General features: G+C 38.4%; 22 protein-coding genes and 2 riboswitches. Of the genes, 3 read left to right on the top strand and 19 right to left on the bottom strand.

The genetic code is table 11. The annotated features are described in order from the left end of the window. Window positions 1-42: 42 nt before the first annotated feature. The 5 genes from ytxC to ACW0TQ_RS06375 form a co-directional block, all read right to left on the bottom strand. Window positions 43-882 (bottom strand): sporulation protein YtxC, encoded by an 840-nt coding sequence (gene ytxC, locus ACW0TQ_RS06355; RefSeq protein ID WP_042534502.1) that lies wholly within the window; start codon window positions 880-882, stop codon window positions 43-45. A 485-nt stretch (window positions 883-1,367) separates the two neighbouring features. Next, window positions 1,368-2,297, bottom strand: a complete 930-nt coding sequence (gene dnaI, locus ACW0TQ_RS06360) for a primosomal protein DnaI (protein WP_042534503.1) — start codon at window positions 2,295-2,297, stop codon at window positions 1,368-1,370. A 21-nt stretch (window positions 2,298-2,318) separates the two neighbouring features. Beyond that, a complete protein-coding gene (locus ACW0TQ_RS06365; protein WP_042534505.1) occupies window positions 2,319-3,650 on the bottom strand; it encodes a replication initiation and membrane attachment family protein in 1,332 nt (443 codons plus the stop codon). Window positions 3,651-3,668: 18 nt separating this feature from the next. Next, window positions 3,669-4,142 carry a transcriptional regulator NrdR gene (gene nrdR, locus ACW0TQ_RS06370; protein ID WP_042534507.1) on the bottom strand — a complete coding sequence of 158 codons (474 nt, stop codon included), beginning with the start codon at window positions 4,140-4,142 and terminating at the stop codon, window positions 3,669-3,671. A gap of 20 nt (window positions 4,143-4,162) precedes the next feature. Beyond that, on the bottom strand, window positions 4,163-4,546 hold the full coding sequence (locus ACW0TQ_RS06375) for a hypothetical protein (RefSeq protein WP_042534508.1): 384 nt from the start codon (window positions 4,544-4,546) through the stop codon (window positions 4,163-4,165). Between the two features lie 379 nt (window positions 4,547-4,925). Here ACW0TQ_RS06375 and ACW0TQ_RS06380 point away from each other — a divergent pair, with 379 nt between their 5' ends. Next, on the top strand, window positions 4,926-6,614 hold the full coding sequence (locus ACW0TQ_RS06380; protein WP_455725419.1) for a methyl-accepting chemotaxis protein: 1,689 nt from the start codon (window positions 4,926-4,928) through the stop codon (window positions 6,612-6,614). A gap of 112 nt (window positions 6,615-6,726) precedes the next feature. Here ACW0TQ_RS06380 and ACW0TQ_RS06385 read toward each other — a convergent pair whose 3' ends face one another. The 9 genes from ACW0TQ_RS06385 to ACW0TQ_RS06425 all read right to left on the bottom strand — a co-directional run bounded on the left by ACW0TQ_RS06385 (window position 6,727) and on the right by ACW0TQ_RS06425 (window position 17,917). Further along, window positions 6,727-7,758: a glyceraldehyde-3-phosphate dehydrogenase gene (locus ACW0TQ_RS06385; protein ID WP_193064821.1), complete on the bottom strand. Its 1,032-nt coding sequence runs from the start codon at window positions 7,756-7,758 to the stop codon at window positions 6,727-6,729. Between the two features lie 292 nt (window positions 7,759-8,050). Beyond that, the gene (gene coaE, locus ACW0TQ_RS06390; protein ID WP_042534512.1) at window positions 8,051-8,653 is read right to left on the bottom strand and encodes a dephospho-CoA kinase; all 603 of its coding nucleotides are present in this window, start codon (window positions 8,651-8,653) and stop codon (window positions 8,051-8,053) included. Next, the gene (gene mutM, locus ACW0TQ_RS06395; protein WP_455725420.1) at window positions 8,650-9,495 is read right to left on the bottom strand and encodes a DNA-formamidopyrimidine glycosylase; all 846 of its coding nucleotides are present in this window, start codon (window positions 9,493-9,495) and stop codon (window positions 8,650-8,652) included. The genes coaE and mutM overlap by 4 nt, the downstream gene beginning before the upstream one ends. A 12-nt stretch (window positions 9,496-9,507) precedes the next feature. After that, on the bottom strand, window positions 9,508-12,144 hold the full coding sequence (gene polA, locus ACW0TQ_RS06400; protein ID WP_042534516.1) for a DNA polymerase I: 2,637 nt from the start codon (window positions 12,142-12,144) through the stop codon (window positions 9,508-9,510). A gap of 421 nt (window positions 12,145-12,565) precedes the next feature. Continuing rightward, a complete protein-coding gene (gene pnpS / locus ACW0TQ_RS06405) occupies window positions 12,566-13,930 on the bottom strand; it encodes a two-component system histidine kinase PnpS (protein ID WP_042534518.1) in 1,365 nt (454 codons plus the stop codon). Continuing rightward, window positions 13,931-14,623, bottom strand: coding sequence for a response regulator transcription factor (locus ACW0TQ_RS06410; RefSeq protein ID WP_042534520.1), 693 nt, complete (start codon window positions 14,621-14,623; stop codon window positions 13,931-13,933). Window positions 14,624-14,886: 263 nt separating this feature from the next. Continuing rightward, entirely contained in the window at window positions 14,887-15,453 is a 567-nt protein-coding gene (gene thiT / locus ACW0TQ_RS06415) for an energy-coupled thiamine transporter ThiT (RefSeq protein WP_374705718.1), read from the bottom strand. Window positions 15,454-15,595: 142 nt separating this feature from the next. Beyond that, a riboswitch (TPP riboswitch) is annotated at window positions 15,596-15,700 on the bottom strand. A 64-nt stretch (window positions 15,701-15,764) separates the two neighbouring features. Beyond that, window positions 15,765-17,558 (bottom strand): M3 family oligoendopeptidase, encoded by a 1,794-nt coding sequence (locus ACW0TQ_RS06420; RefSeq protein WP_193064824.1) that lies wholly within the window; start codon window positions 17,556-17,558, stop codon window positions 15,765-15,767. 140 nt (window positions 17,559-17,698) lie between these two features. Continuing rightward, window positions 17,699-17,917, bottom strand: a complete 219-nt coding sequence (locus ACW0TQ_RS06425) for a phage holin (RefSeq protein ID WP_042534526.1) — start codon at window positions 17,915-17,917, stop codon at window positions 17,699-17,701. 216 nt (window positions 17,918-18,133) lie between these two features. Between ACW0TQ_RS06425 and ACW0TQ_RS06430 the strand changes: the two genes are divergently transcribed. Continuing rightward, the gene (locus ACW0TQ_RS06430) at window positions 18,134-18,667 is read left to right on the top strand and encodes a YceI family protein (RefSeq protein ID WP_042534528.1); all 534 of its coding nucleotides are present in this window, start codon (window positions 18,134-18,136) and stop codon (window positions 18,665-18,667) included. Window positions 18,668-18,726: 59 nt separating this feature from the next. On the opposite strand, the gene ACW0TQ_RS06435 is transcribed toward ACW0TQ_RS06430, so the two are convergent. From ACW0TQ_RS06435 to ACW0TQ_RS06445, 3 genes are all read right to left on the bottom strand, one after another. Next, a complete protein-coding gene (locus tag ACW0TQ_RS06435; RefSeq protein WP_052485086.1) occupies window positions 18,727-19,605 on the bottom strand; it encodes a VanW family protein in 879 nt (292 codons plus the stop codon). 306 nt (window positions 19,606-19,911) lie between these two features. Further along, complete coding sequence (locus ACW0TQ_RS06440) at window positions 19,912-21,120, bottom strand: NAD(P)/FAD-dependent oxidoreductase (RefSeq protein ID WP_042534532.1); 1,209 nt, start codon at window positions 21,118-21,120, stop codon at window positions 19,912-19,914. 311 nt (window positions 21,121-21,431) lie between these two features. Then, complete coding sequence (locus ACW0TQ_RS06445; protein WP_455725421.1) at window positions 21,432-22,331, bottom strand: hypothetical protein; 900 nt, start codon at window positions 22,329-22,331, stop codon at window positions 21,432-21,434. 309 nt (window positions 22,332-22,640) lie between these two features. Further along, window positions 22,641-22,745, top strand: a riboswitch (SAM riboswitch). Window positions 22,746-22,894: 149 nt separating this feature from the next. On the opposite strand from ACW0TQ_RS06445, the gene ACW0TQ_RS06450 reads away from it, so the two are divergent. Then, complete coding sequence (locus ACW0TQ_RS06450) at window positions 22,895-24,001, top strand: methionine biosynthesis PLP-dependent protein (protein WP_042534535.1); 1,107 nt, start codon at window positions 22,895-22,897, stop codon at window positions 23,999-24,001. A gap of 170 nt (window positions 24,002-24,171) precedes the next feature. Here ACW0TQ_RS06450 and spx read toward each other — a convergent pair whose 3' ends face one another. Together spx and dacB are read right to left on the bottom strand one after the other, a co-directional pair. Beyond that, window positions 24,172-24,579: a transcriptional regulator Spx gene (gene spx, locus ACW0TQ_RS06455; RefSeq protein ID WP_042534537.1), complete on the bottom strand. Its 408-nt coding sequence runs from the start codon at window positions 24,577-24,579 to the stop codon at window positions 24,172-24,174. Between the two features lie 323 nt (window positions 24,580-24,902). Beyond that, on the bottom strand, window positions 24,903-26,267 hold the full coding sequence (gene dacB, locus ACW0TQ_RS06460) for a D-alanyl-D-alanine carboxypeptidase/D-alanyl-D-alanine endopeptidase (protein ID WP_289584826.1): 1,365 nt from the start codon (window positions 26,265-26,267) through the stop codon (window positions 24,903-24,905). Window positions 26,268-26,299: the final 32 nt, after the last annotated feature.

Here is a 26,299-nt window from a genome sequence, read left to right on the forward strand (position 1 = left end):
CGTATTATATTCCTTTCAGGTTTGAAAAGCAAGTCCAATGGATTATTCTCCGCGAGACAGGATAGAAGTTCCTTCCGTTTCAAATTCCACCCTTTCTTGAAAGATATTTGTTATTGTCATGATTTTCGGATCGTCCGGATCATTTCCATACACTTTTATTTTTGCTGGCGACATGGCAATAAGCGGACTTAAATTAAATTCATTTTCATGCAGGCCCAATGCATATAACGGTGCTTGAAACATCCACATACGCAGCATATCTTTAGAAATTACTTCTCCTTTATCATTATAAAAAATAAAATTCTCTCCCTGTTCGATATAAACCAAATCAACACAGGGATCTTTTTTCTCGATATAATGACGGAGCATATCTATAAATGCCTGATGATCCTCTTCCCGTTTAAATTCTTCAATTGCTTTCCCGACACATTCGTGGACAAATTCTAAAAAGGAAGCAAGCCGAAAATGCAATATTGCACTAAAATGAATGCTTTTATGTTCTTTTAAATGACGAAAAAAAATATCCTGCAAAAGCTTTATAGTATTCACATGTTCTCGCAAATACTGATTGTCTGAATCTGTTTCAAACAAAATCCACATAGAAAAATCATAAATACGGTTGATTTCATCCGGATCTGAAAAATAATAATTATCGGTAATCTTACCAATAATGATGTCAGAAAGATGCTCTTCTATAAAAACCTCTGCCATCACGGAGCTTATCACATGGATGAACTCCTTCTCTGCTAAATCACCTTCCAGCCTTAATCTGCTGCTCCAGGCATTTGTTTGTTGATGTACTCTGATCTGCTTTTTATATGGAGTCAACTGATTACGAAAAACCGTTACTTCTTTATCCGATTCAAAATACAGTTCCAACAATACATATCACCCTCATCCACTTACAAACTGTTACAATTATATGGACAAGGTTATATAAAAATGCGTAAACTAGTCAGACTAGCAAATGAAAGTCATGTAGTATAAGAAAAGTTGAAACCAAACCATGTTTGATAACCCTGCCAGTCAGCAAGTTTTCTTTAAAGGAAATGAGCTTGGGGGCTGCGGAAAACGGTGTATATTTCTGGGGTTCAGGATTACCAATGTTGTCAGGTTAGTGCGGCCGCTACGGAAAAACACTACGCTTTCCCATAGGAGTCTACGTGTTTTTCCTCCGCTAGACAGGTTTTATTACTATCTATATCAAATTTAATAAAATTCATTAACCTGACAATATTGTTAGGTTTACTCCCCCATGAAACCCTCTAGCTTTTTACCTACGTTTCCTGTTCATAAAAAAAGATTTCCGTATCTGAGCGGAAATCTTTTTTATGAAGGCAGATTGTGAATCATGTGTGTTCAAATCGTTATTCGTCTCTTCTATTTTTACCGGACATTTTTACCACACTGCTAACCTGCTTAATCCGTTCAATAATCCGGCCGGCTTTCACTTCTTCCACACCGTTTCTGGTGCTTGCCAATTCTTTCTCCAGTTCATTCAAATCAAAATTGGAGGAGAAAAAGACAGGCAATCCTTCCATCATCCGGTATTGCAGTACGGAGCCCAACACTTCATCCCGAAACCAGGCAGATTGCAATTCCGCTCCAATATCATCTAACATTAACACATCCGCTTTCTTAAAGAAATCTATCTTTTCGTTAAATGAATCATCTTTAAAGGAACCTTTTATTTCCCGGACAAACTCTGGCATGTAAATCAAGGTAGTAGAGTAATTTCTCTTTTTCAGCTCATTTGCTATCGCGCCGAGCAAATAGGTTTTTCCAATTCCAAATGATCCATGAAGATACAATCCTTTTTTCGGCAGCCCGCTTTTTGCTTCTTCTAAAAAGCTGATAATCTCACCAATAGCTGAAATTCTTGACTTATCTTGGATCACTTCTGACATTTTTGCTTCTAAAATCTCCTTCGGCATATAAAGGCTCTGAAAAAGCTTCTGTTGTGCTTCCTGTTCCTCAACCTGAATACGTGAATGACATTTTTCATAGCTCAGTCTAATTTCATTTTTATCCATACTTAATACCGGAGAGTAACCCTGCATCAAATTCTGGCACTCTCCGAAAGATGCACAACGGTCACATTGTTTCGATTGTGATTTATATTCATAGAGCCGCATTAAATTCTTTTCAATATCGTGGTCAGTCAGTTCCGGATGGTCACGCAAAAATGCTTTAACAGAGGGATCACTTAGAATTTCATTTTTTATTCTAGTGTAATTGGTTTTGAAGTTCTCATTTTTGTCCATCCATGCTTTTAATTCGGATTGTATCGGTTTCACCTATTATCCCTCCTTTTCATCTCAGCTTTCATTTAAATATTTTTGCAGCTTAGCTTCAATTTCCTGCTGCTCTTGTTCGCTTATATTGCTGTCTGTTGTATTTTTTGATGGTGTCTTTTTCCGGTTATTAAACCAGTCCGGAACAACTTCTTTTTTATAGTTGTTATTATAATTATAATTATTACTTTTCCTTGGTTTACTTTTGGATGATTTATATTTTTCCTGTTCTTGTTTAGCAAAGTTCATGGCATCTTTTGCTGTTTTCAATCCAACTCTTGACCAATGGCCCGCAATGGTTTCCATATACGCTTTAGACAGCTTCATATTGGATTGCAGCAGAACATAATGAATCAGTACATTCATGACAGGAGCTGGCAGCCCCTGTTTAGTCATCACTTCCCGGACTACTTTAATATCCTGCTCCGAAGCATGGTTTCCGTCAGATAAATCCTCCAATAACTGCTTTGGTGATATGTTCTCCAGCTCGTGAATCAGCTGCTCTTCTTTTGTCGCAGGCTGCTTCATAGAAACTTGTGTATCAACAGCTGCCATTTTTTCGTTTAAACGGATAGCCTGTCCATTATTACGGGAGATAAACATATCATGGCAAGCAGATTTAAATTCTTCCTGATTCAGTTGGTTATCTTCATCAAGTGCCCATAAAAGTGCTTTTTCTATTTCTATACTTTCTGCATCATATAATACCTTCATCTGATAAATGAGTTTTTTATTTACAGAATGTAAAACTTTTTCAGCCGGAATAAACCGCTGACGAAGCGACTGTTCTATCCATGAAAAATCCATTAAATCCGTTTCTCTATTTTCTTTTTCATTTTCCATATTCAGAACAGCAGACGAAGAAGGTGTAATCGTATCAAACACTTCATTAAAATCAGCTGTTACCTCTTCCCCATAAGCGATGCTGTCCTTTACATAACGAGCATAAAGCTCATTATATTTCTGTTCTCCTATATGATGTAATAATAGCTGGGACAGCATAGGTTCTCCAAAAAATTGATTGGGGGAATAAGGACGCTGCACACTATAAGTATAATAATCTCTGTTGTCCTCTCTTCGTTTATAGGTCTTTAATAACCCGATAGCTTCCAATTTTATACGTGCACGGTAAATATTATCCAGCGTTAAATTCAAATATGTCATTAATGTATGATGTGTCTGCGCTTTTTGCGCATAATCTACCTCATAAAATAATGTATAGTATAACGAAATTGCCTGAACCCCAATCAACGGCTGATAAAAATGCGTCAATGATGCATTAAAATCAATGAAAGGCTGTTCATCCATAACAACATGGTACCCATCAATAGGAAGGATTTTTCCGATTACATTCATTTCAACCCATCCTTTATTTTATTCTTCCTGTGTTTGTTTATCTGTCTTGATAATTTCTTTCAACTCATCCAAGAAAACAGTTATATCCTTAAATTGACGATAGACAGAAGCAAACCTGACATAAGATACTTCATCCACCTCAGCAAGTCTTTCCATCACCATTTCGCCTACATTATGACTGGAAACCTCTGAGTTCCCTTCATTCCGTAATTTCTTTTCTACATCTAAAGCAATATTTTCTATCGTATCTATCGCCACAGGGCGTTTCTCACAAGCTCTGATAATCCCTCTGGTAAGTTTTTCCCTTGAAAACTCCTGACGCATGCCATCTTTTTTCACAACAATGAGTGGTACTTCTTCAATCCGTTCAAAAGTGGTAAAACGAAATCCGCACTTCTCACATTCCCGGCGTCTGCGTATAGCTGCTCCCTCTTCAATTGGACGAGAATCTAACACTTTCGTATTTTTATTATTGCAGTTAGAACAACGCATTTCGTTCACTCCTTCTTCATTTACCCTTCTATTAATGGTAATTGTTCATTCACATGCTGATACATTCTTTTTATGATTTTATTACTGTAACCAAAATCTATCTGGAGAGGTGTTTCTGTAGTCACTGAAAAGTCAAGCGCTGTATAATACGGCCGGACCATAATGACTGTAGCAATAATGAAAACTTTTTTACCTCGTTTACTGACAGCACTAATCTCCCCATGCTGCTCCGAGCTGGCATGAATCGAAAAGTCAGAGCTTCCATTAAAATACGTCTCTAGTTCCTGAATAACAGTATTCTTACTCGCTTTATAATATCTGGTTTTTAAGCTTGCATCTATATGATGATCACTTGTTTCTGCATGATTACTAAAAAAACGTTTCATTTTATACCCTATTGACATAAACATACACATCCTATATTTATCGCTATAAAAAACTATTCTACAAGCATCTCTTTTCTCTGTAAACAGCATTGCAGCGTATTTATTCTACCGTATCTTCCAATTCTTTTAAACATATAAATACATACATATATGTATATATTATTTTAACATGATTTGTACATTTAAACTACTTTCCCAAAATAGAGTAAACTGCGGATTTAATATAAGCACATTAAAAAGACATTTATAGAACATAAACCCGTTTAAATTTCTTGGTATTATTCTCATGAAATAGTCATAAAGACTTATTACATATTGTTCAACAACAACCGATAAAGTAATTAAGAAAGCCATTATCCATAAAGATGTCATTTTAAAAAAGAAGGAGTATGTTTTAATGAGTGTAGGAAAGAAATTGAATTTATCTTTTACTGTATTAATTGTTTTATTGGCTGTTTCTGTTGGAAGCAGCATCATGAATTTGAAAAACATTGAAAATGATGTAGGGGAGGCAATGGATTCACGCCTGGAGCAGCTTATATTAATTGAAAATATCCGCTATGATGTTGCGATGCAGGCGCTCCATACCCGTTCAATGATTTTAGAACCGGAGGAAGATATCCATAGAGAGAATCTTATAGCTGTCGCTGCAGACCTTGACAACAATTTAGATGAATTACAAGGCTATTTAGCATCTGAGGAAATGAGATCATATTGGGATCAGGCTAATGCCCCGAATAATGATTTCAATGAGGCAATGCCAGATATTATAGCTGATGTGGAAAATGGGAATATCGAAGAGGCGACAGAAATCGTCAATACAACTGTACAGGATATCAATACTGCTATGCTTGATGCAGCTGAAGAAATGGAAATCTATCAAACTGGACAAATGGATAATATCGATAGCGAAATAAGCTCTGCCATTGTTACTGCCCAGGTTATTTCATTCGTTGTTCTGGGTGCAAGTATACTCATTGGTATTGGTTTAATGTTCTATGTTCGCCGTTCTATCACAGCCCCATTAGTAAGTGTCATGGATGTTGCAAGGAAATTTGGTGATGGTGATCTATCTGCAGAGGATATAGCTGTTAAATCTAAAGATGAACTAGGTCAGCTGGCTGCAATTTTCAATGCTTCTAAAAATAATACCCGGGACTTAATTATGCGTATTCAACACAATGCGGAACAGCTGGGTGCATCATCCGAAGAGCTTTCAGCAAGCGCTGAAGAAGCATCTGCAACAACGGAAGAAGTGACGAAGCAGGCTGCGGAGACTGCGGAAACTTCTCAAACTGCAGCACACGCCGCAAATGAAAGCTCCATTGCAATGGGAGAAACCGCTCAGGGTGTTCAGCGAATTGCTGAAGCTGCGCAGTCACTTCATGCTTCTTCCAGCGAAACAAGTGAAGCCGCACAAAATGGAACATTGGTTATCGGGGACGCTCAGCAGCAAATGAATCACATAAATGAATCTGCTTCTTCTGTCAATGATCTTGTGCTGAAACTGGCAAAACAAACCGAAGAAATTGAAAATATTACGAAGGTCATTACTGATATCACAGATCAAACCAATCTATTAGCATTAAATGCAGCGATTGAGGCAGCCCGTGCAGGTGAACAAGGAAAAGGTTTTTCAGTTGTAGCAGATGAAGTACGCAAGCTAGCTGAGCAATCCAAAAAATCAGCCAGCTCTATTAGTCTGTTAACCACAGAAATCAAAAATGATACAGAAAATGTGGAGAAAGCCATGCAAACTGCTTTACCTGCTGTTCAAAAAGGAGTAGAGGTTATTACTGAGGCCGGAACATCTTTTGAAGCGATTGTGACTGCTGTCCAAGGAATGACACACGAAATCCAGGAGGTTTCAGCAACCTCACAGGAGCTTTCAGCAAGCGCAGAACAAGTTTCTGCCTCCGTTACAGAAATTTCAACCGGATCACAGGTCATGTCTGGCAATATTGACACGATTGCCGCTTCAATGGAAGAACAATCTGCAACGATGAATGAAGTTGCCCATGTCGCCACCTCCTTAAGTGAAACTGCTCAAGGATTGCAGGAGGAGACACAGAAATTTAAAGTATAAGACAGAAAAACATCCGCATAAACGCTCAAGCGGATGTTTTTCTGCTGTTATAAGAATCTCTTTTCGGGAAAAAGGAAGCTGATATAGAAGCCTGCTTCCCTTTTTTATCGTTCTATGATGTTAAACGCACTTTCTGTTCCAGTCTATAACCTACATAGCTGACTAAATCGACAACACGTTTAGAGTAGCCCCATTCATTATCATACCAAGCAATAATCTTTAATTTATTATTATCCATCACCATCGTGGAGAGCCCATCAATGGTTGCAGAATAAGTGCTTGTAGTATAATCAATAGAAACCAGAGGTTCATCCGAATATTGAATAATCCCACGCATACTTCCTTCTGATGCTTGTTTGAATAAAGCATTCACTTCTTCTATCGTAACATCTTCTTCAATATCAATTACTAAATCTACCAATGATACATTAGGTGTTGGTACACGCAATGCCATTCCATGTAATTTACCTTTCGTCTGAGGCAGCACTTCTGCAAGCGCTTTAGCAGCCCCGGTCGTTGTCGGAATGATAGACTGCGTGCAGCTTCTTGCCCGGCGTAAATCTTTATGCGGATTATCAATATTCTTTTGATCATTTGTATATGCATGAACAGTCGTCATTAATCCGTTCTTTATCGTAAAGTGGTCATCAATTACTTTAACCACAGGAGCTAAACAATTGGTTGTACAAGATGCATTCGAGATAACATCATCTAATTCTGGATTGTAATCATTTTCATTTACACCAATAACAATTGTCTTATCCACTTCTTTTCCAGGAGCGGTGATGACTACTTTTTTTGCTCCAGCCTGCAGATGACGCCCAGCTGCCTCTTTTGTGTTAAATTTGCCAGTTGCTTCGATAACAACGTCAATTTCAAGGTCTTCCCATGGTAATTTTTCCGGTTCTCTGAAATTCACCAAAAGAACTTCCTTCCGGTTAACAATCAATTTATTCGGCAGCGCTTGCACTTCTCCATTAAAAGGACCATGGACACTATCATATTTAATTAAGTGAGCAAGCGTTTCTGAAGGATAGCTCGCATTAATGGCAACAACTTCTAAATGCTCCTCTTCCATTGCTTGACGAAAAACCATTCTACCAATTCGACCAAAACCTGTAATTGCAATACGCGTTTTTTCCATAAGCACTATCTTCCTCCCGAAAATGTTATACTTTTTATCTTTTGTTGTAATTAGTATAACACATATAAGAGAAAGTGTGTCATTAAATATTAAAATGTTTCACACATTTTTTGAATATCCTTTGTAAGGAACAGATGGATGTCCATTTAAACAGGGGGATACATATTTTGACCATGACAAAGATTTTTTTTCTTCTTTTTTCCAGAACCATTTTCAGCATTTCTTTTTCTGATATAAAAAAACACTATCTGAACGGTGTAAATTACCGTTCAGATAGTGTCTTTTCACTCACCTATTCCATTACTTCCCATTTTTTCAGCAAATCAAATAATTGCTTCTTGCTTTCTTCCACGGAATGATTATTATCAATTACTTCATCAGCAAGCTTTGCCTTTTCTGCTAATGGCATCTGTGATTTAATCCGGTCCATTGCTTCCTGTTCACGAAGCTGATTTCTTTCCATTAAACGCTCTAACTGTGTTGCTTCATCTACAAACACGACGACTGTTTTATCCGCTAAAGAAGCCAGCTTGCCTTCAAACAGCAGCGGGATATCCAGCACAATGCATTTTTCTCCCTGCTCTGTGTACGTTTCTTTTTTCGCCAGCATCCGTTGGCGGACAGCCGGGTGAACAATTTGGTTTAATTGTTCTCTTTTTTCTTCATTTGAAAAAATAATAGATCCCAGCTTCGGGCGATCAATCGACCCATCTGCGCCTACTATGTCTTTGCCAAATACCTCGATAATCTTTTTATAAGATGCTTCTCCAGGCTCCACGACTTCTCTCGCTATCACATCCGCATCGATTACCGGGATATCTAATGCTGTAAACATTTTCGCTACCGTGCTTTTCCCGCTGGCAATGCCTCCGGTCAATCCAATCACTAAACTCATAAAACATTCACCTTTTTTTGCGGCTGGCAATGAAGACATAGGTGCGTTGCCCGTCCGCCAACCTTCATTTTTATAATTTCTTCCCCACAGGTTTTACATGGCTTCTTATCTTGACCGTAAACATATAAAACCTGTTGAAACATTCCCATATTCCCTTGGCTGTCTACGTAGCTTCGGATGGTCGTACCACCAGCTTTCACAGCTTCTTGAAGAGTTTCAATGGCTGCAGAACGAATAACAGACGCTTCTTTTTTTGTCAGTTCATTGCATTTTGTTAACGGGTGGATCCCGGAACGGAATAACGTCTCGTCAACATAAATATTTCCAAGCCCCGTGACCAGATTTTGGTCCAAAAGCGCCGTTTTAATAAACCGGGAGGATTTTTTCAGCTTTTCGTAAAAATAATCCGTCGTAAATGCTTCTTCAAACGGCTCGGGGCCAAGCGCAGCTAAAGGAGCCTGCGTGAATTCACTCCCTTTGGCCAATAAATGCATGGTTCCAAACTTACGAACATCGTTATAACGCAATGTCTCTCCATTCTTTAAATGGAAGACAACATGCGTATGCTTTTCTATCTCTTCTCCCGGCTGATGCAACCGATATTTTCCTTCCATTCGTAAATGGGATACAAGCACATATTCATCTAGATAAAAAAGCAGAAACTTCCCTTTTCTTTTTATTTGTTGAAAGGTTTGTCCTTCCAGCAGATGCTTGAATATCTCCGCATCATCCGGCTGTTTTATTATATTTGCCCAAAGAACATCTGCTTTTTCAATCGTCTTTCCTTGAACAAGCAATTTTAACGTCTCTTTAATGGTTTCTACTTCTGGTAATTCCGGCATTTTCCCTTCCCCTTACTTCGCGTCAAACCAGCTTTCTCCATAAGAATAATCGACCTTGAGCGGAACAGAAATGTCAACCGTTTTTTCCATCATTTCTGGAACGATTTCCTTTAAGATTTCAATCTCGTCTTCCGGTGCTTCTAATATCAATTCATCATGGACCTGTAATAAAAGCTTGGCCTGCAGTTTTTCTTGTTTCATTCGATGGTCTAAATCAATCATTGCTTTTTTGATTACATCCGCTGCACTTCCCTGAATAGGTGTATTCATCGCTGTTCTTTCCGCAAAACTGCGTACATTAAAGTTCCTGCTCGTAATATCAGGCAAGTAACGGCGACGGTTCATCAGTGTGGATACATAGCCTTTTTGCTTTGCTTCAACAACAATGTCATCCATATATTCTTTAACGCTTGGATAGCTCTTAAAATACCGTTCGATGAATTGTTTCGCTTCTTTCCGAGTAATCCCTAAGTTCTGGGATAGTCCATAATCACTGATTCCATATACAATCCCAAAGTTGACAGCCTTTGCCTGCCGGCGCATACCCGAGGTGACTTCGTCTCTCTCGACATGAAATACATCCATTGCTGTCTGTGTATGAATATCTAAATCATTTTTAAAGGCAGCAATCAATTTCTCATCCCCTGCAATATGGGCAAGTACCCGTAATTCGATTTGCGAATAATCAGCAGCAAACATTTTCCAGCCTTCTCGAGATGGGACGAACGCCTGCCGTATCTTTCTGCCTTCCTCCAGACGGATAGGGATATTTTGCAAATTGGGATCAACTGAGCTCAATCTGCCTGTCTGTGTTAAAGCCTGATTAAAGCGTGTATGAATCTTATGCGTATCTTTACGGACCACCTTTTGCAAGCCTTCAATATAGGTTGATTGCAGCTTCCCTAACTGACGGTACAAAAGTAATTTAGGAATTATTTCGTGCTGATCTGCCAGCTGTTCCAAAACATCTGCTGCCGTAGAGTAACCAGTCTTCGTCTTCTTGATTACAGGAAGCCCTAAATCTTCAAATAACACCGGCCCGAGCTGCTTCGGTGAGTTCAGATTAAATTCCTTGCCAGCTAATTCATATACTTCTTTTTCTAAATTGCTGAGCCTTTCTTTTAAATCGTCTCCCATTTCTTTCAGCCGGTCCACATCTACTAAAACACCCTGATGCTCCATCTCAGCAAGAATCAAAGCAAGCGGCATTTCTAATTCCTTTAATAATTTCGCCTGTTCATTATCCTCTAATTCCTTCTCCATCGCCGGATATAATTCAAGCAGTACATTGGTTTTCCGGATCACATGCTCACTGAGAATTGCTTCTTCCGGAACCTTTTGTTTTGCGCCTTTTCCATAAACCTCTTCATCAAAGGATACGTCATATTTTCCTTTTCTGCTTGCAATAGCAGGTATATCATGACTGTTTTCAGCAGGATTGATTAAATAAGAAGCAAGCAGCGCATCAAACACTATGCCTTCTATTTGTATATCATTCCGTAATAAGGCAACTTTTGTCCGCTTAGCATCAAATACAATTTTCTTTTTCTGAGGGTCCTCTGCCCATTTTTTGAAAATAGGCGAGTCCATCGCAACCGAAGTAGGTATGAAGCTTTTTTTATCGGCGTTGACAATGCCAATACCTTCTATTTGAGCTGTATGATAATTTTCACCCAACATCTCTATTACGAGTACATCTTCCTCTGAAAATAGATCTTCCGTTATTTCTTCCACTATGTCATATTGAATCTCTTTATGCTCTATCGCCTCTTCTTCCGTTTCGTCGGAGCCGGCAAGACGCGTCAACAGAGATTGGAAGCCTAAATCCATAAACATTTGACGGACGGAAGCGGCAGAGTAGCCTTCATAAATAACATCATCCAGACTAACCTCGATGGGCGAGTCCCGATTGATTGTTGCTAAATCTTTACTCATTAGCGCATCATCTTGGTGGTTTGTTAAATTTTCTTTAAGCTTTTTCCCGCTTACATCGTCCAGATTCTCGTAAACCTTCTCTAACGTATGAAATTGTGTTAACAGCTTCGTTGCTGTTTTTTCACCGACACCCGGCACTCCCGGGATATTGTCTGAACTGTCTCCCATCAGTCCTTTTAAATCAGTAATCTGTTCAGGCGTTACCTGCATTTTCTCAAGAAGATAAGACGGTGTATATTTTTCAATTTCACTGATTCCTTTTTTGGTTACACTGACCGTCACGTGATCCGAAACAAGCTGCAGTAAATCCTTGTCGCCAGAAATAACGGTTACTTCCCAGTCTTTATCATCTGCCTGTTTTGATAATGTGCCAATGATATCATCTGCTTCATACTGATCTAACTGGTAATGCCTGATGTCAAAAGCATCCAGCAGCTCTTTTAAGACTGGAAATTGTTCAGAAAGCTCTGAAGGTGTTTTTTGGCGTCCTCCTTTATACTCTTTATAGGTTTGATGGCGAAATGTTGTTTTCCCTGCATCGAAGGCCACGAGCATATGCGTTGGCTTCTCTTCCTCTAAAATACGGAGCAGCATCGTAGTAAATCCGTAAACGGCATTCGTATAGACGCCTTTTTCGTTATTCAATAATGGCAGAGCAAAAAAAGCACGATAAATAATACTGTTGCCATCCATTAGAATTAGCTTTTTGGTCATAATTCCGTCTCCTTTATCTATCAACTGTTTAAGTAACTTCATTTTATCATGTTTGGGGAAAACTTCATAATGCACACGTTCTTATTACATAGTTTTTCCAATCTGTACACATCGCATAACCAGTTAAACTCGTCTCTATATGACATCGATATCTTTCAGAACCAAAAGCGCAATGGTCTTCGGTGGGAAGATAAAGAGCAGCAATGTGGTCAGGTTAATGAATTTTATAAAAATTATATTTAATACTAGTAGATAGCAATAAGACTAATCAGCGAAGGAGAATCATGGAGACTCCTGGCCAGCTAAGAACGGTCACGTCCTTTGACCAACGGCCGACTCTAGGACGCCCTGTCCATCGTGGGAAAGCACGGAGGGAAGCCCCCCGCAGAAAAAAAGCCATCACTATAACGCTAGTGATGACTTAATCTTTCGGAATATAAACGTGAATAGCAGTTCCTTTATTCACTTCGCTTTCTACAACAATCTCCCCTTGATGAACCTCTACAATATGCTTCACAATTGCAAGTCCAAGTCCTGTTCCTCCAGTATTCCGGCTTCTGTCCTTATCCATTCTGTAAAATCGTTCAAATACTCTTGGGATAGCCTTTTTTTCAATCCCGATTCCTGTATCTTCGATTGAAAACAACACTCGATTATTCTTTTCAGAGACGTTTAGACTAACGCTTCCGTCTGATGACGTATAATTAATTGCATTGTCTGCAAGGTTGATAATAACCTGTTTCAATTTTTCTGCATCTGCATACATATGAATATCAGCTGGAATAGATGTCGTAAAATGCAACTCTTTTTTCTCTGCTTTTTGTTCTAAAGACGGCAAAACCGCATCAATCATCTGTTTGACATTAAAATCTGCTTTTTGAAGTTGAAAATCTTCTCTTTCTAAACGGGAAAGCTCGAGCAGATCCTCTATAAGCAACTGTAATCGATGGCTTTCCTTAAAAATAATATCAATAAATTCTTCTGCTGCTTTTTCATCATGCTGTTTTTCCTTTAGCGTTTCCGCAAATCCCCGGATAGAAGTTATTGGTGTACGCAGCTCGTGAGAAACATTGGCAACAAAATCTTTGCGCATTTTTTCTAAACGCTTTAATTCCGTAATATCATATATAACCAGGACAGCACCCTTAATCATATTATGCTCATTAAAAATAGGAGCTGCAATCACTTCCATATAGTTTTTAGTCAGACCGCGCTTATTTTTAAATTGTTCTTTGACAGGCTCTTCATACAGAAATGTTTTTTGGACAACGTCGTGCATTGCCTCGTTTTCAAATACTTCATAATATAGATGACCGCGGTATTGTTTCTCTTTTCCTTGAAACATTTCCGTAAACCCTCGATTCACCAGATGAACGTATCCTTTTTCATCAATCAGCGCAAGCCCGTTTTTCATATTATCAATAATAGAAGTTAATTGCTCGGCATGCATTTGTTCCTGAATCGTAATTTCATTCATATTTCGTGCTAATTTATTGATATTTTTGCTTAACTGCTCCATTTCTTCACTATTACTGTTATTAAAACGGGCAGAATAATTTCCTTTAATCATTTCATTTACTGTTTTTGAAGCTTTATTAAGCGGTCTTGTGTATTTATTGTAGAATTGCATAAATATAATGGAAATCACTAAAAATTCCACTAAAATAATTGCTGCGATAAATATCCAGTTTCCTTGAGCTTGTACCATTAACCAGCCCGATAAAACCAGGACAATCGTGATACCTAGTATATTAGGAAACAAGGGTTTCGAAAATAATATTTGCATTTAAACCGGCTCCTCCAATTTATAACCTAATCCGCGGACTGTTTTAATATAAACAGGCTTTTTGGAATCAGGTTCAATTTTGTCCCGCAGATGACTCACATGAACATCTACAATTCTCGTATCTCCAACAAAATCATAATCCCACACACTGCTGAGTAATTGATCTCTGGAGATGACCTTTCCCTTATGTTTAGCCAAATAGTACAACAGTTCAAACTCTTTTCGTGTGAAAGTAATCAATTCTTCTTTCATTTCTGCTTCATAACGTTCCGGGTAAATCGTTAAATCCTTTATCCGTAGCGCTTGATAATGATTCTCGAGCGGACGCTGTGTTCTTCTGATAATTGCTTTCACACGGGCAATGACTTCTTTCGGGCTGAACGGCTTTGTCAGATAGTCATCTGCGCCAAGCTCCAGACCGAGGATTTTGTCTATTTCTTCATCTTTTGCGGTGAGCATTAATATCGGTGTATCAATATCATTCTTTCTTAACTTCCGGCATACTTCTATTCCATCCAGTTTTGGAAGCATTACATCTAAGATAATTAACTCATAGTTATCTGCAGCAGCTTTTTGATAGGCTTCTTCTCCATCGTATGCTACCTCTGTTGTGAATCCGGCATTTTCCATATTATATTTTAATAAAGTAACAATCGATTGCTCGTCATCCACAATTAGAATCTGTTTTCCCACTTAGAAAATCCCCCTTATTCATATATACGTTCTCTTAGACAAAAATTCCTTCTTTTAAAGCTCCCTTTTTTTGTTAAATGAAGATGTGAGAATGTATCTTTATATATTTTATTTTCTTTATTCTACCATTATTCACGTTCAACGCCTATTCCATAAGTAAATGTTAATAAAACTTAACAAAACTATCCAAATAAAAATAATGGTTTAAGAAAAACCTGAAGCAAGATGTGCTACAGGTTTTTGTGTGAGGGAGTTTTCTTTTGTTATACTTTTCCTACTAATGTTCTCGGCTGTTTATAAAACAGGAGGAACACAATAACAAGACTTAAAATAAAGGATGGAACCATATAGGATGAATTATATATTAATGAATAAAGCCACGCCGGCTGTCCTTCGACGGCTGAACCAAAGAAAACCATTCCGGCAATATAATGACAAATAAAACGAGCAGCTGATCCCAGAAATACACCTACGGATATATAGACAAAGGATTTCTTTACCCGCTTGTTTTTCATGCTTTCGATAACCTGCTTCGAAAACACTCCGGCAAGCCCTACTACCGTAAAAGCTAATCCATACTCAATGATTCCCTGTACGGGATGCAGGATATAAGCTGTACCAGTTGCCACCTGTAATATTCCCCAAAGGAAACCGGACAACAAACCTCCTTTCAGACCCCAGCGAAAGGCTACAATGAAGACAGGAATCATTGCAAAAGAAACGGAGCCTCCTTGCGGCCAAAGCTTAAATCCTAACGGTAAAATGTCCAGCAGTAATGCAAGTGCCGTAAAAATAGCTACTTCTACTAAAAATAATGTTTTATTCTTCAATCGTCTCTCCCCCATTTACATCGAACAATCTTTTTTTAGACAACAAAAAAGCAATGCCAAGGGAGTCTTCTTGATGGCGGTATTCTTTAAAAATACATTTTAAGAGAATACCTTAAACTCCACTCACACATTGCTTTTATATCCATCAAAAAGTCCACAATCCCTACGCCAGCGCTAACTGACAGGTTCAAAGGGTCAGAACATAGAAAATGTCCACTCTCAGCCAAAGGCTCCCCTTGCAGGCTTTTTATATTCACTTTTTTGTATAGGCTTAGTATAAATCACTTTCTAAAAAACCGCAATAGCCCCTGTTATTTTTCAACTTTCTTCGCTAATTCCAAAAATTCCTGCACATCCTGTTTACATATTTCGATGGCATTTTCCCAAAACTCAGGCTTGGACAAATCTACTTGCAAATGCTTTTCAGCAAGCTCTTCTACGGTCATTCTGCCGGTATCCCTTAATAAAGCAGTATATTTTGCTTCAAAATCTCCTTTATAATCCTTTGCATAAGCATAAATTCCCTGGCTGAATAAATAACCAAATGTATACGGGAAGTTATAAAATGGCACACCAGTAATATGAAAATGCAGCTTGGAAGCCCAGAAATGCGGATCATATTCGGACAGACTTCCGCAGTAAGCTTCCTTCTGTGCTTCCACCATAAGTTCATTTAACCGTTCCGTACTGACCATACCTTGCTTCCGTTCTTCATAGAATTGTTTCTCGAATAAAAAGCGTGCATGGATGTTCATGAAGAAAGCCACACTGCGCGATACTTTATCCTCTAACAACGTTAATTTTTCTTCATCTGTCGCCGCCATTTTCACCGATGCATCCGCTACAATCATTTCTGCAAAGGTCGAAGCAGTTTCCGCAACATTCATTGCATAGCCTTGATTCAAACCGTTCATATCGTTCATCACATACTGGTGATAGCCATGTCCCAACTCATGAGCCAGGGTAGCTATATTAGAAGGTGTTCCAGAGTACGTCATAAAAATACGAGTTTGTTCACTGAGCGGAAAGCTTGTACAGAAGCCCCCCGGACGTTTTCCTGCACGATCTTCCGCTTCAATCCAGCGTTTTTCAAACGCCATTTGTGCGAAATCCGCCATTTGGGGACTGAAGCCGCGGAATTGCTCTACAATAAAAGCAGCTCCTTCATCATAACTTTTCTTTTCCATTTTTGATTGAATCGGAGCATTCACATCGAAAATGCTTAATTTATCCAAATTTAACAGAGAAGCCTTTTGATGTAAGTAGTCTGCAAATAGGGATTTATGCTTTTCAATTGCTCCCCACATTGTATTTAATGTTTCTTCCTTCATTCGATTTTTTGCTAACGGCTCTTTTAAGACTTTGTCCCATCCATAATGTTTATAGGTCTGCAGGCGAAATCCAGCCAGGTGATTTAATGTCTGCCCAAATAAGTCCTCATTCGCTTTCCAGGCATCACTTATTCGCCGGTAAACATATTCTCTCTGCTCACGGTCAGGTGTCGACAGCTTATTAGCAGCCTGCCCAACAGAGTATTGTTGAACTTTTCCGTCCTCTTCTATATCAATTTTCATATTGCCGACTATTGTTTCATACATTTGGTTCCATGCATGGTACCCATCTATTGCTAAATCCCCGATTAAAATTTCTTCATTTTTAGATAATTGTTCACGTGCCCGCTCTCTTCTTTCTGTTAAAATAAATTGAAGCGGCTTTATCGCTTCCCTTTCCAGCAAGAGGTCCCAATTCGCTTCAGTCACTGCTCCCAGCTTCTGGTCGACTATTTTTGTTAACGCACTGTGCGCAGCCGCTATCTGCGCTCTTTTGGCAACATAGATATCTGCCTGTTTATCCGTTACATCCTGTGCACTTAAACAGCTGATAAACGCTCCCATCTCACGTAATTTTTTTGTAATAAGCTCGATTTGTTTTAAAACATGCTCCCAATCTTCTCCAAATCCGTTTGCTTCAAGATTATTTACGCTTTCGGTGACAGTCTCAATTTCTTCACTTAGCTCATTTACAAATTGACGAAGCGCTTCAGAATCGCTTTGCCCTGGAAAAATAACATCTAGATCCCATGTTGGTTGTAATTTTTGAGTCATCAGCTTCTCTCCCTTTTTTTATTCTATTATCTAATATTTAGTATAACGAAATTGTTAAAACAAAGCATTAAAAAAAAGCCTGTAAAGAAAATTTATTCTATTACAGGCATTTATTTCCCATCTATTTTTAAACAGCTATCTTATTTCTTTTTAGAAGACTTCTTTTTTTGTTTCTCCTTAGCCGCTTTTTTCCGCCTTATCCAAGCATTTAAAACCGCCGCAATGGTGAATATAGCAGATAATAGTTGTTCTATCAGGGTACTATCGATAAGCATCGGTGACTTATCTAATAGCACAAAAATTTGATTTGTTGCTGCGATAATCACGGCTATTATACTAATCATAGTACCTTTGTCCACTTTCTCCCCCTCCTTATACAACCCTATATATTATTATTGCAAAAACAAGGTTTTAGGAACGGCAGAAACCTTTAGAAGTTTCATTATCTATTTACTTGGGTATCATACATATATGCATTTAAAATATTTTTAATTAAAGATACTTGACTTTCTTTATTTATTATTTTACACTTGGTAACAGAAAGTAAGTAACTAATTATTTAGGAGGAATCGTAAATGGCAAAAGTAAACTGGAATTTAGACACAGCGCATAGTGAAGTAGGATTTTCTGTAAAGCATATGATGATTTCAAAAGCAAAAGGAACCTTCGATAATTTTGATGCAAAAATCGTTGCAGATGCAGAAGATTTAACCGATGCAGAAATTGAATTAAACATTGATGTGGAAAGCATCAACACTCGTAACAAAGACCGTGACGACCACCTTCGTTCTGCTGATTTCTTTGACGCAGAAAATTACCCTAAAATCACTTTCGTTGCAACAGATATCAAAAAATCTGGGAATAACTACGAAGTAACTGGTGATTTAACATTAAAAGGAACAACTAAACCGGTCACTTTGGATGTTGTTTTTGAAGGTCAAAGTAAAGATCCAATGAGCGGAAGCATTGTTGCAGGCTTCAGCGGTTCAACAAGCATCAACCGTAAAGAATTCGGTTTAACATGGAATGCTTCTCTCGAAACTGGCGGAGTTCTGGTAGGAGAAGAAGTAAAAATCAACTTTGAATTAGAATTACAAAAGGCTGAATAATATCACTAGCCTTTCCATCATAAAACAGCAAGCCCCTGATTTTACGCTGAGCAGTAAAATCAGGGGTTTTTTGCCTGAAAAAGAGAAGCATCGCGACTCGTATAAACAGCGACCGTCATCACTCCTTCTTCAGCCCTTGCTTGAATCAGCACCGGACGGTTATATTTATTACGGAACGCAAAATCCGGCCCCCACCAGCTCACTGTAGCATCTCTGCCCTTCGGAACATAAGGGACCTCTCTGCTGTGTGCATAGCGTTCGGTTATTTCAATGCCTTGCAGATCCACCGCATTAAATAATGTTGAGGATACCTGGCAAATCCCTCCGCCAATATCTTCACTAAACTCCCCTTTTACGATTACCGGAGCCGGCAGGTAACCTCTTTCTCTTGTCCGCTCTCCCACGATTTCATTAAAGGAAAAATGCTCACCGGGAAAGATCACTGTATTATTGATTGCATCTGCAGCCAATTCAATATTGCGTGTTCTTTCAGTATTCCCTTTTTTAAACCTTGTCGTAAAACGATTTAACTCTTTCTCCTTTAATTCTTTTAAAAGGTCTTCATTCACGCGTGCCGGAATCATTTGTTTTGGTACTTGTAGCCGGTTTTTCCCTGCCCCGCCATAATAAGCTTCGTTAATCAGAGTATGAAATTGGTTTACGTCCAGGGTAAATCCTTGTTTTTCTTTGATAATTTCTCCATTTTTATCTATATAAGCATTTTCCGGTTTTTTATAGACCTGCTCCTGCATATATTTTGTTAACCCTTGAATCTCATTCCAATCCAATAACGCTTCATCCATTTCAAATATATACGGCTTTAAATCGATAAGCCAAGAATCATCCTGTTCATCATAAAGTTCCATAACAGCAGCATTCGTTGTATGAGGAAATATAAGAAATAAAAATAGCAATAAAAGTACAATCGTTCGCATCATGACACACCCCTTAAGACTTAGTATGTTTGGGATGCTTTATTTCTATACAGTGAATAAGCTAGGATTTACTGTTACGCGGTGGAGAGTATTCCTTGTTAAAAAGCAAAAAAATTGCCGGGAGATTATCCCGGCAATTTTTAAAAGCTTATCTAAAGTCCCTGTTGTCTTCTAAATATTCACTTGCAACACGGTAGCCTACCAGGGCTGTCAGAGCAAGTAGAACGTAACATAATAAATTCTTCATATCGCTTACCTCCTGTGGAGTAATTTATCAAATACAACTTCAATTCGAATGTTATTTGGTTATTAGAATGGACGGAATTTACCTTTTTTAAGTAATGTTTTAGCACCGCCGACTAAGAATAGAGAACGGTCATCAACAACTTTTTTCATTGCTGCCGCTGCTTTACCGCTTAGTTTTTTACCATCAAGCACGTTTCCGATACCATCAGATAAGCCAAGAGATGCAACTGTTCCTTTGTTAGAGAAAACAAAGTCAGTAATCACTTCATCACGAATCAATGCAACAATGTTATCTGCTGCTTTCGCGCCTTCTTGTACAGCCAGCTGACCAGTTGGAGGGAATGGTTTTCCAGTTTCCGGATCCATTGTCCATGAGCAGTCTCCAAGGATAAAGATATTTTCTTCTCCTTCTGGACGTAAATCTAATCCAACATTTACTTTTCCTTTGAATAATTCAAATCCGGATTCAGCCAATACCGGGTTACCCATTACGCCGCCTGTCCATACAACTGTACCAGCTTTGATTAATTCGTTATCTTCGCCGACAACAAATCCGTCTTCTGTACATTCTTTGATGGCAGTACCAATACGGAATTCTACGCCACGATTTTCTAAGGACTGTTTTCCGTAAGAAACTAAATCTTCATCAAACATAGGTAAAATAGATGGCATTGCCTCTACGTTAATAATTTTTGCTTTGCTGCGATCGATATCGTATTTTTTACATAGCTCAGGTACTTTGTCTGCAAGCTCACCAACAAATTCAATCCCTGTGAATCCGCCGCCGCCGACAACGATGGTAAGCTGCTCGTCACGTTTTTCTTCGCTTGAAGAATACTGAGCAAACTGATATTCAATGTGCTCTGCAATTAATCGGCTGGAATCAATATCTGTGATTGCATAAGCATTCTCTTCCATACCCGGAATGCCAAATGAGTTGGATACAAATCCAAGTGCAAATACAAGATAGTCATAAGCCACTTCGCTGTTTTCAAGAACAACGCGTTTTTCCTCACGCTTCACTTCCGTAACGGTATCGTAAATTAAACGTACACGCTTAGGGTTAACTACATCTGTTAGCATAAAACGTGCCTGATTCGGGGTAATCGTACCCGCTGCTACTTCATGTAACCATGTACTTTCATAATGGTAATTATGTTTGTTGATTAACACAATCTCAGCTTCTTCAGGAGACAGCTGTTGAGTTAAACGTCTTGTTGCAACTAATCCAGCATAGCCTGCACCAAGAACGACTACTTTTGGTTTACTCATAATTCATCTTCCATCCTTTCTATCTTCCACAAATAAAATGTAATGTAATTTCGAACTATCACGTTTAATAGTCACTGCATCTATTATAATATCAAATTTTGCGGGATTAGGCTAATTTTCATTATAATTTCTTTAGAAAACTTAGCGAAACTTGTTTTATCAAAGAACCCGCATGATATATATGCTTATTAATAGGTGCGAAAGTTGAGATTTTAATATTAAAAAACTGCAAATTCGCCAGGCTACAGCAAATTCGCAGTTTTATTTTACCTTATTAATTTAATTATGAAACAGCTGCTTTCTTTCGTAATTTAATCAGCATAGATGGATGCAGTATCGACCTCAGAACCTTTGTGCTCTTCAGAACCTTTATCTGTTTCTGAGTCTGAGTTTTCTCCCTCTTCTTCAGTCTCATGCTCTCCATTATTTTCTTCTTCTTCAGGATTTCCTTCCTCTGATTCCGGCTCTTCACTCTCTACATCTTCAGAATCGGGTTCCTTGTTGTTTGCATTATCATCGTTGCCATTTTCTTCCTCTTCCGGCTGTTTCGGCGGTTGATCCGATTTATCTTTTGAATCTTCTTTCTCTGAATTCTCTTCATTCCTGTCATTTGTGCCGGGCGCCTCAGTTTCAGCTCCAGAATTATTGGAATCAGAAAAGCGGCTATTTTTTTCAGATTGATTCTGATGTACAGAAGCTGTGGAACGTTGCGTATTCGATTCTGATTCTCGGCTTTCTGTATTCTCATTATTTTCACCAGCTGCGTTTTCCTTATTTGAAGCGTTACTGCTTTGTTCACTGTCAGCTGGCTCATCATTTGTTATTTGATTAGATGATGCTTCCTCAGAAGCTATATAATCTTCTTCCTGCACCTCTGTTTCTGGATTTGTGTATGTTTCTTCCTCTGTTTCGGTACCTTGAGTCACAGTACGCTCTTCCTGCACTTCTATTTCATTGTCTTCCTGCTGAAGTATGTTGCGATAATCTAAATTAGCTGTTTGATAAATTTGTTCATTGTCTCCTAATAACCGATTATTCCAGGAGGTTGTAAAAATCTCTACGCTTTCTCCAGTTTGTCCAGTTCCGTCTTCTGTACTCACTTCCATTGAATATTCTACAGAGCGGTTATCCTTATAAATCCCCATGCCAATGATGATAATACAACCTGCTAACATAGAAATGTTTACCCATAATAGCTTTTTTTTGCGCATATATCTTCTTCCTTTTTAAATAGTTTCATTCGGATATTTATTATTTCACCCTTTTTATTATCAGACATATCCAACTCATTCAGAGTAATTGTCCATTTTATAACCATTCAACAATACGTTCACTACACTACCATTGTAATCGTCATCGGAGTCCTTTTCAAATACTTTTCGTTTTTTTCAAGCTTCTTCTTTCTATACACAGCCTCTAAGCCAGTGTTGCCGGCTTTTTCATTTTTAAAAAAATCAAGACTTGATTTTTTTTCCTCGCTCTTGTAAAGTTAACGTAATTATAATTTAATAAAATTCCAATTCTTATCCAGAGAGACGGAGGGACTGGCCCGACGATGTCTCAGCAACCAGCTGCTTCTAGCAAGGTGCTAATTCCAGAAGGGAACTCCCCTTTAAAGATAAGATATGTATCATCACGATATCATACCCTTCTTATCTCATCTCTGGAATAAGAAGGGTTTTTTATTGATTTCACATGGGAAAATCATAAGAAAACAGCATATTCGCGAAAGATAAGCGAATTCATGTTTCTGGATTGAGGAGGCTGAAGGAAAATGAGAAAAATAGAAACAGCATTAGTACAGTTAGGTAATAAAACGGACGAACGGACAGGGGCTATAAATCCGCCTATTTACATGTCAACAGCTTATCAGCACCAGGGAATTGGCCATTCCACAGGTTATGATTATACGCGTACCAAGAATCCGACCAGATCTGTTTTAGAGGAAGGTTTCGCAAAGCTGGAAGAAGGAGATGCTGCTTTCGCCTGCAGCTCAGGAATGGCAGCTATTCAATTAGTTCTCTCCTCCCTGTTTCGTATGGGCGATCACCTTATCGCGACAAAAGATATCTACGGAGGAACTTACCGTATTTTTAATCATTTTGAAAAAGCTTATAATATTTCCGTGACCTATGATGTCTGTCAAAATATCACGGAAACAGAACGATGTATTAACGAAAATACAAAGGCTATCTTTTTAGAAACACCGACGAACCCGTTACTTCAGGAGGTGGATATTGAAAAGTATGCGGAGCTGGCTAAAAAGCATAACCTGCTGCTTATTGTTGATAATACATTTTTAACACCTTATCTCCAGCAGCCAATTACGCTTGGTGCGGATATTGTAGTGCATAGTGCGACAAAATATATCGGCGGCCATAATGATGTTTTAGCCGGTCTGGTCGTAACCAAAAGTCCTGACCTTTCCGAAAAATTATTTGAAATGCATAATGCGTCAGGAGCAACATTATCTGCTTCAGACAGCTGGCTGCTTGTCCGCGGGTTAAAAACACTTGCATTGCGTATGCAGCGTCACGAGGAAAACGCACAAAAAATTGCTGCTTACCTGCGAGACCACTCGTCAATTGGACAGGTTTATTATCCAAATAAAGGCGGCATGCTTTCATTTTGTTTAGAAGATGCCGACCAGGTGCGTTCTTTCTTAGCTAACCTCAACTTAATTGTATTTGCCGAAAGTCTGGGCGGTGTAGAAAGCTTTATTACCTATCCTACAACACAAACACATGCCGATATGCCGGAGGAAGAAAGAGATAACAGAGGAATCGGTGATGACCTTCTTCGTTTCTCTGTAGGAATTGAAGATGCGGAGGATTTAATAGCAGATATTGAGCAGGCGCTGCAGGTTGTCAGTAAAATTTAAAACAATACCCCAAAAAAGAGGCAGCTCATTTTAAAGCTGCCTCTTTTTTAGAGTAAAGATGAAATTATATTCTTCCTTACATATTATTTAATTTGCTCAACATTCAACATATGGAAGCATACAGCCATTTCATCGTATGCTTCCATAATTTAAGGTTCATTTAAGGTTCGTTACCCTTTTATTAAACCTAAATCCACTTTCCATTGTAACCATTGCAGCTGTCTCGTTTTACGAGGTAAGAATTGACGAATATCTTCCTCATGGTACCCAACTTGGAATCTTTTTTCATCCACCAAAATTGGACTTTTCAGCAGTCTTGGGTATTTGTGAATTAATTTCAATAAAGTTTGCAGAGACAAATCCTCTACATTCAAATTCAATTCTTTAAAAATTTTAGAACGGGTTGAAAGTATCTCATCCGTGCCTTCCACAGTCATTTGTAAAATATTCTTTAGTTCGTCAATTGTCAATGGTTGATGTAAAATATTTCGTTCCTTATAAGCAATTCCATTTTTGCGAAACCATTGTCTCGCTTTTCTTGTAGATGAGCAAGATACTCCGTAAATATGCACTGTCATATTCATTCTCCTTATTATTTGACATATTCATTACAAGATTCAAAGTGATTATGATGAAATGAAAGTAAAACATTTCTGCTTCTTCATTCCATTTTTTCTATCTTAGTTTCACTTTAGCATGGAAATGTGGTAAAACTATGGTAAGGTCATAAAAAAAACATGAAATGAAGCTTAATTCATCGAAATAAAGCTTGCTGCTATTATTCCTTCGCTCTATAAATATGCTTCCCCGGCTTCACGATTCCACAATACGCCCTTAAACTTCTGTTTAATAACAGCTTAAATCAAATAATGAACCCCCCCCAAAAAACAAATGACAAAGGTCAACACCATTCTTCTATCTCCGCCATTATCGCAACCAGTTCATCTTCTAATTCTTTTCCTGTATCCGTATCTAATAAATGATTAAATAAGATGGAAAAGATAAGCCGTTCTCCCTTTCCATTGGTTACATAACCGGAAAGAGTGCTGACACCTTCAATGGTTCCTGTTTTTGCCTGAACATCCAGTCCCTTCATACGTTCACGTAAAGTGCCTCCAATCATTTTATCGGCTTCTCCAGCTGCCGGCAGACTGGCTAAAAATTCAGGGAACCACTTTTCCTGCTGGATTTCGTACAGTAAACGCGTCAGTTCTTCGGCTGGAATAAAGTTAGCTGCTGAAATTCCGGAACCATCCTTTAACTGGATTGTATCCAGATTGATTGAATAGGTAGCCAGAGCTTCTTTCACTGCTGCCAGACCCGATTCCCATGAACCGTCATCATATGTTTTACGCCCTAATTCTTTTGTGAGCATCTCACCAATCCCATTATTGCTAAGCTTCATAAAGGGAATAATAATGCCAGTTAATGGCGGTGACTGTTTATGGTAAATACACGCTGCATCTCCCTGAAGCTTTCCTTTTTTTATCCGGCCTTCTAACGCAATACCTTCCTTTTTTAATATTTGCCGGATTGTGTCTGCGATATAATTTTCAATATGTTTAATAGCCATATATACTTCCTGCTTTCCTTCTTTCCTGCCGATTTTTCCTGATATAAAAAAGTGATTTGCTGAATTATTCCGCCTTACAATCAATGCTTCTTCATCTGCTTCTTCTGTCGTTACAGCATCGTTGGTCACCGTAATTCCTTCCGTATGCGGCAGGATTTCTATCTTTGGGGTTGTATGCAATTTTTCCGGGGTAATGATTAATTTAATAGCATTCGTATCATAATCTGTATCTGGAGCAAGTGTTAAAGCAGATACTTCTGAACCATACCCGTATTGCTGATCAGCCCAAATTAAATCATCAGACCAGCGGATATCATCGTACCAGCTGTCATCAAGAATAAAGTCTCCGGATATATTTTTGATCCCACGCTCTTTTAAAGAAGCCACAAACTGTTTATAATCCTTTTCTTGTAAAGTCGGGTCTCCCTTTCCAACCAAATAAACATTACCATGACAGGTTTCCTCCACTACTTTCCCCCCCAAATGAAGCTCGGTTTGAAATGTATATTCAGGACCTAATTTCCTTAATGCCGCTACTGCTGTAAGTATTTTCAAGTTGGAAGCAGGCTGCAGCCGTGTTGATGCATAATAATTAAACAAGCTTGCACCGCTTGTCCCGGAGCGCACACTTATTCCTGAAACACTTCCTTTGTTGTGACATTTGTTTAATAAAAAGTTATTTAGTTTTTGCATCGATTCCACCTCGGATGATGTATTACGTTCTT

This window comes from Oceanobacillus sp. M60, assembly GCF_053839645.1.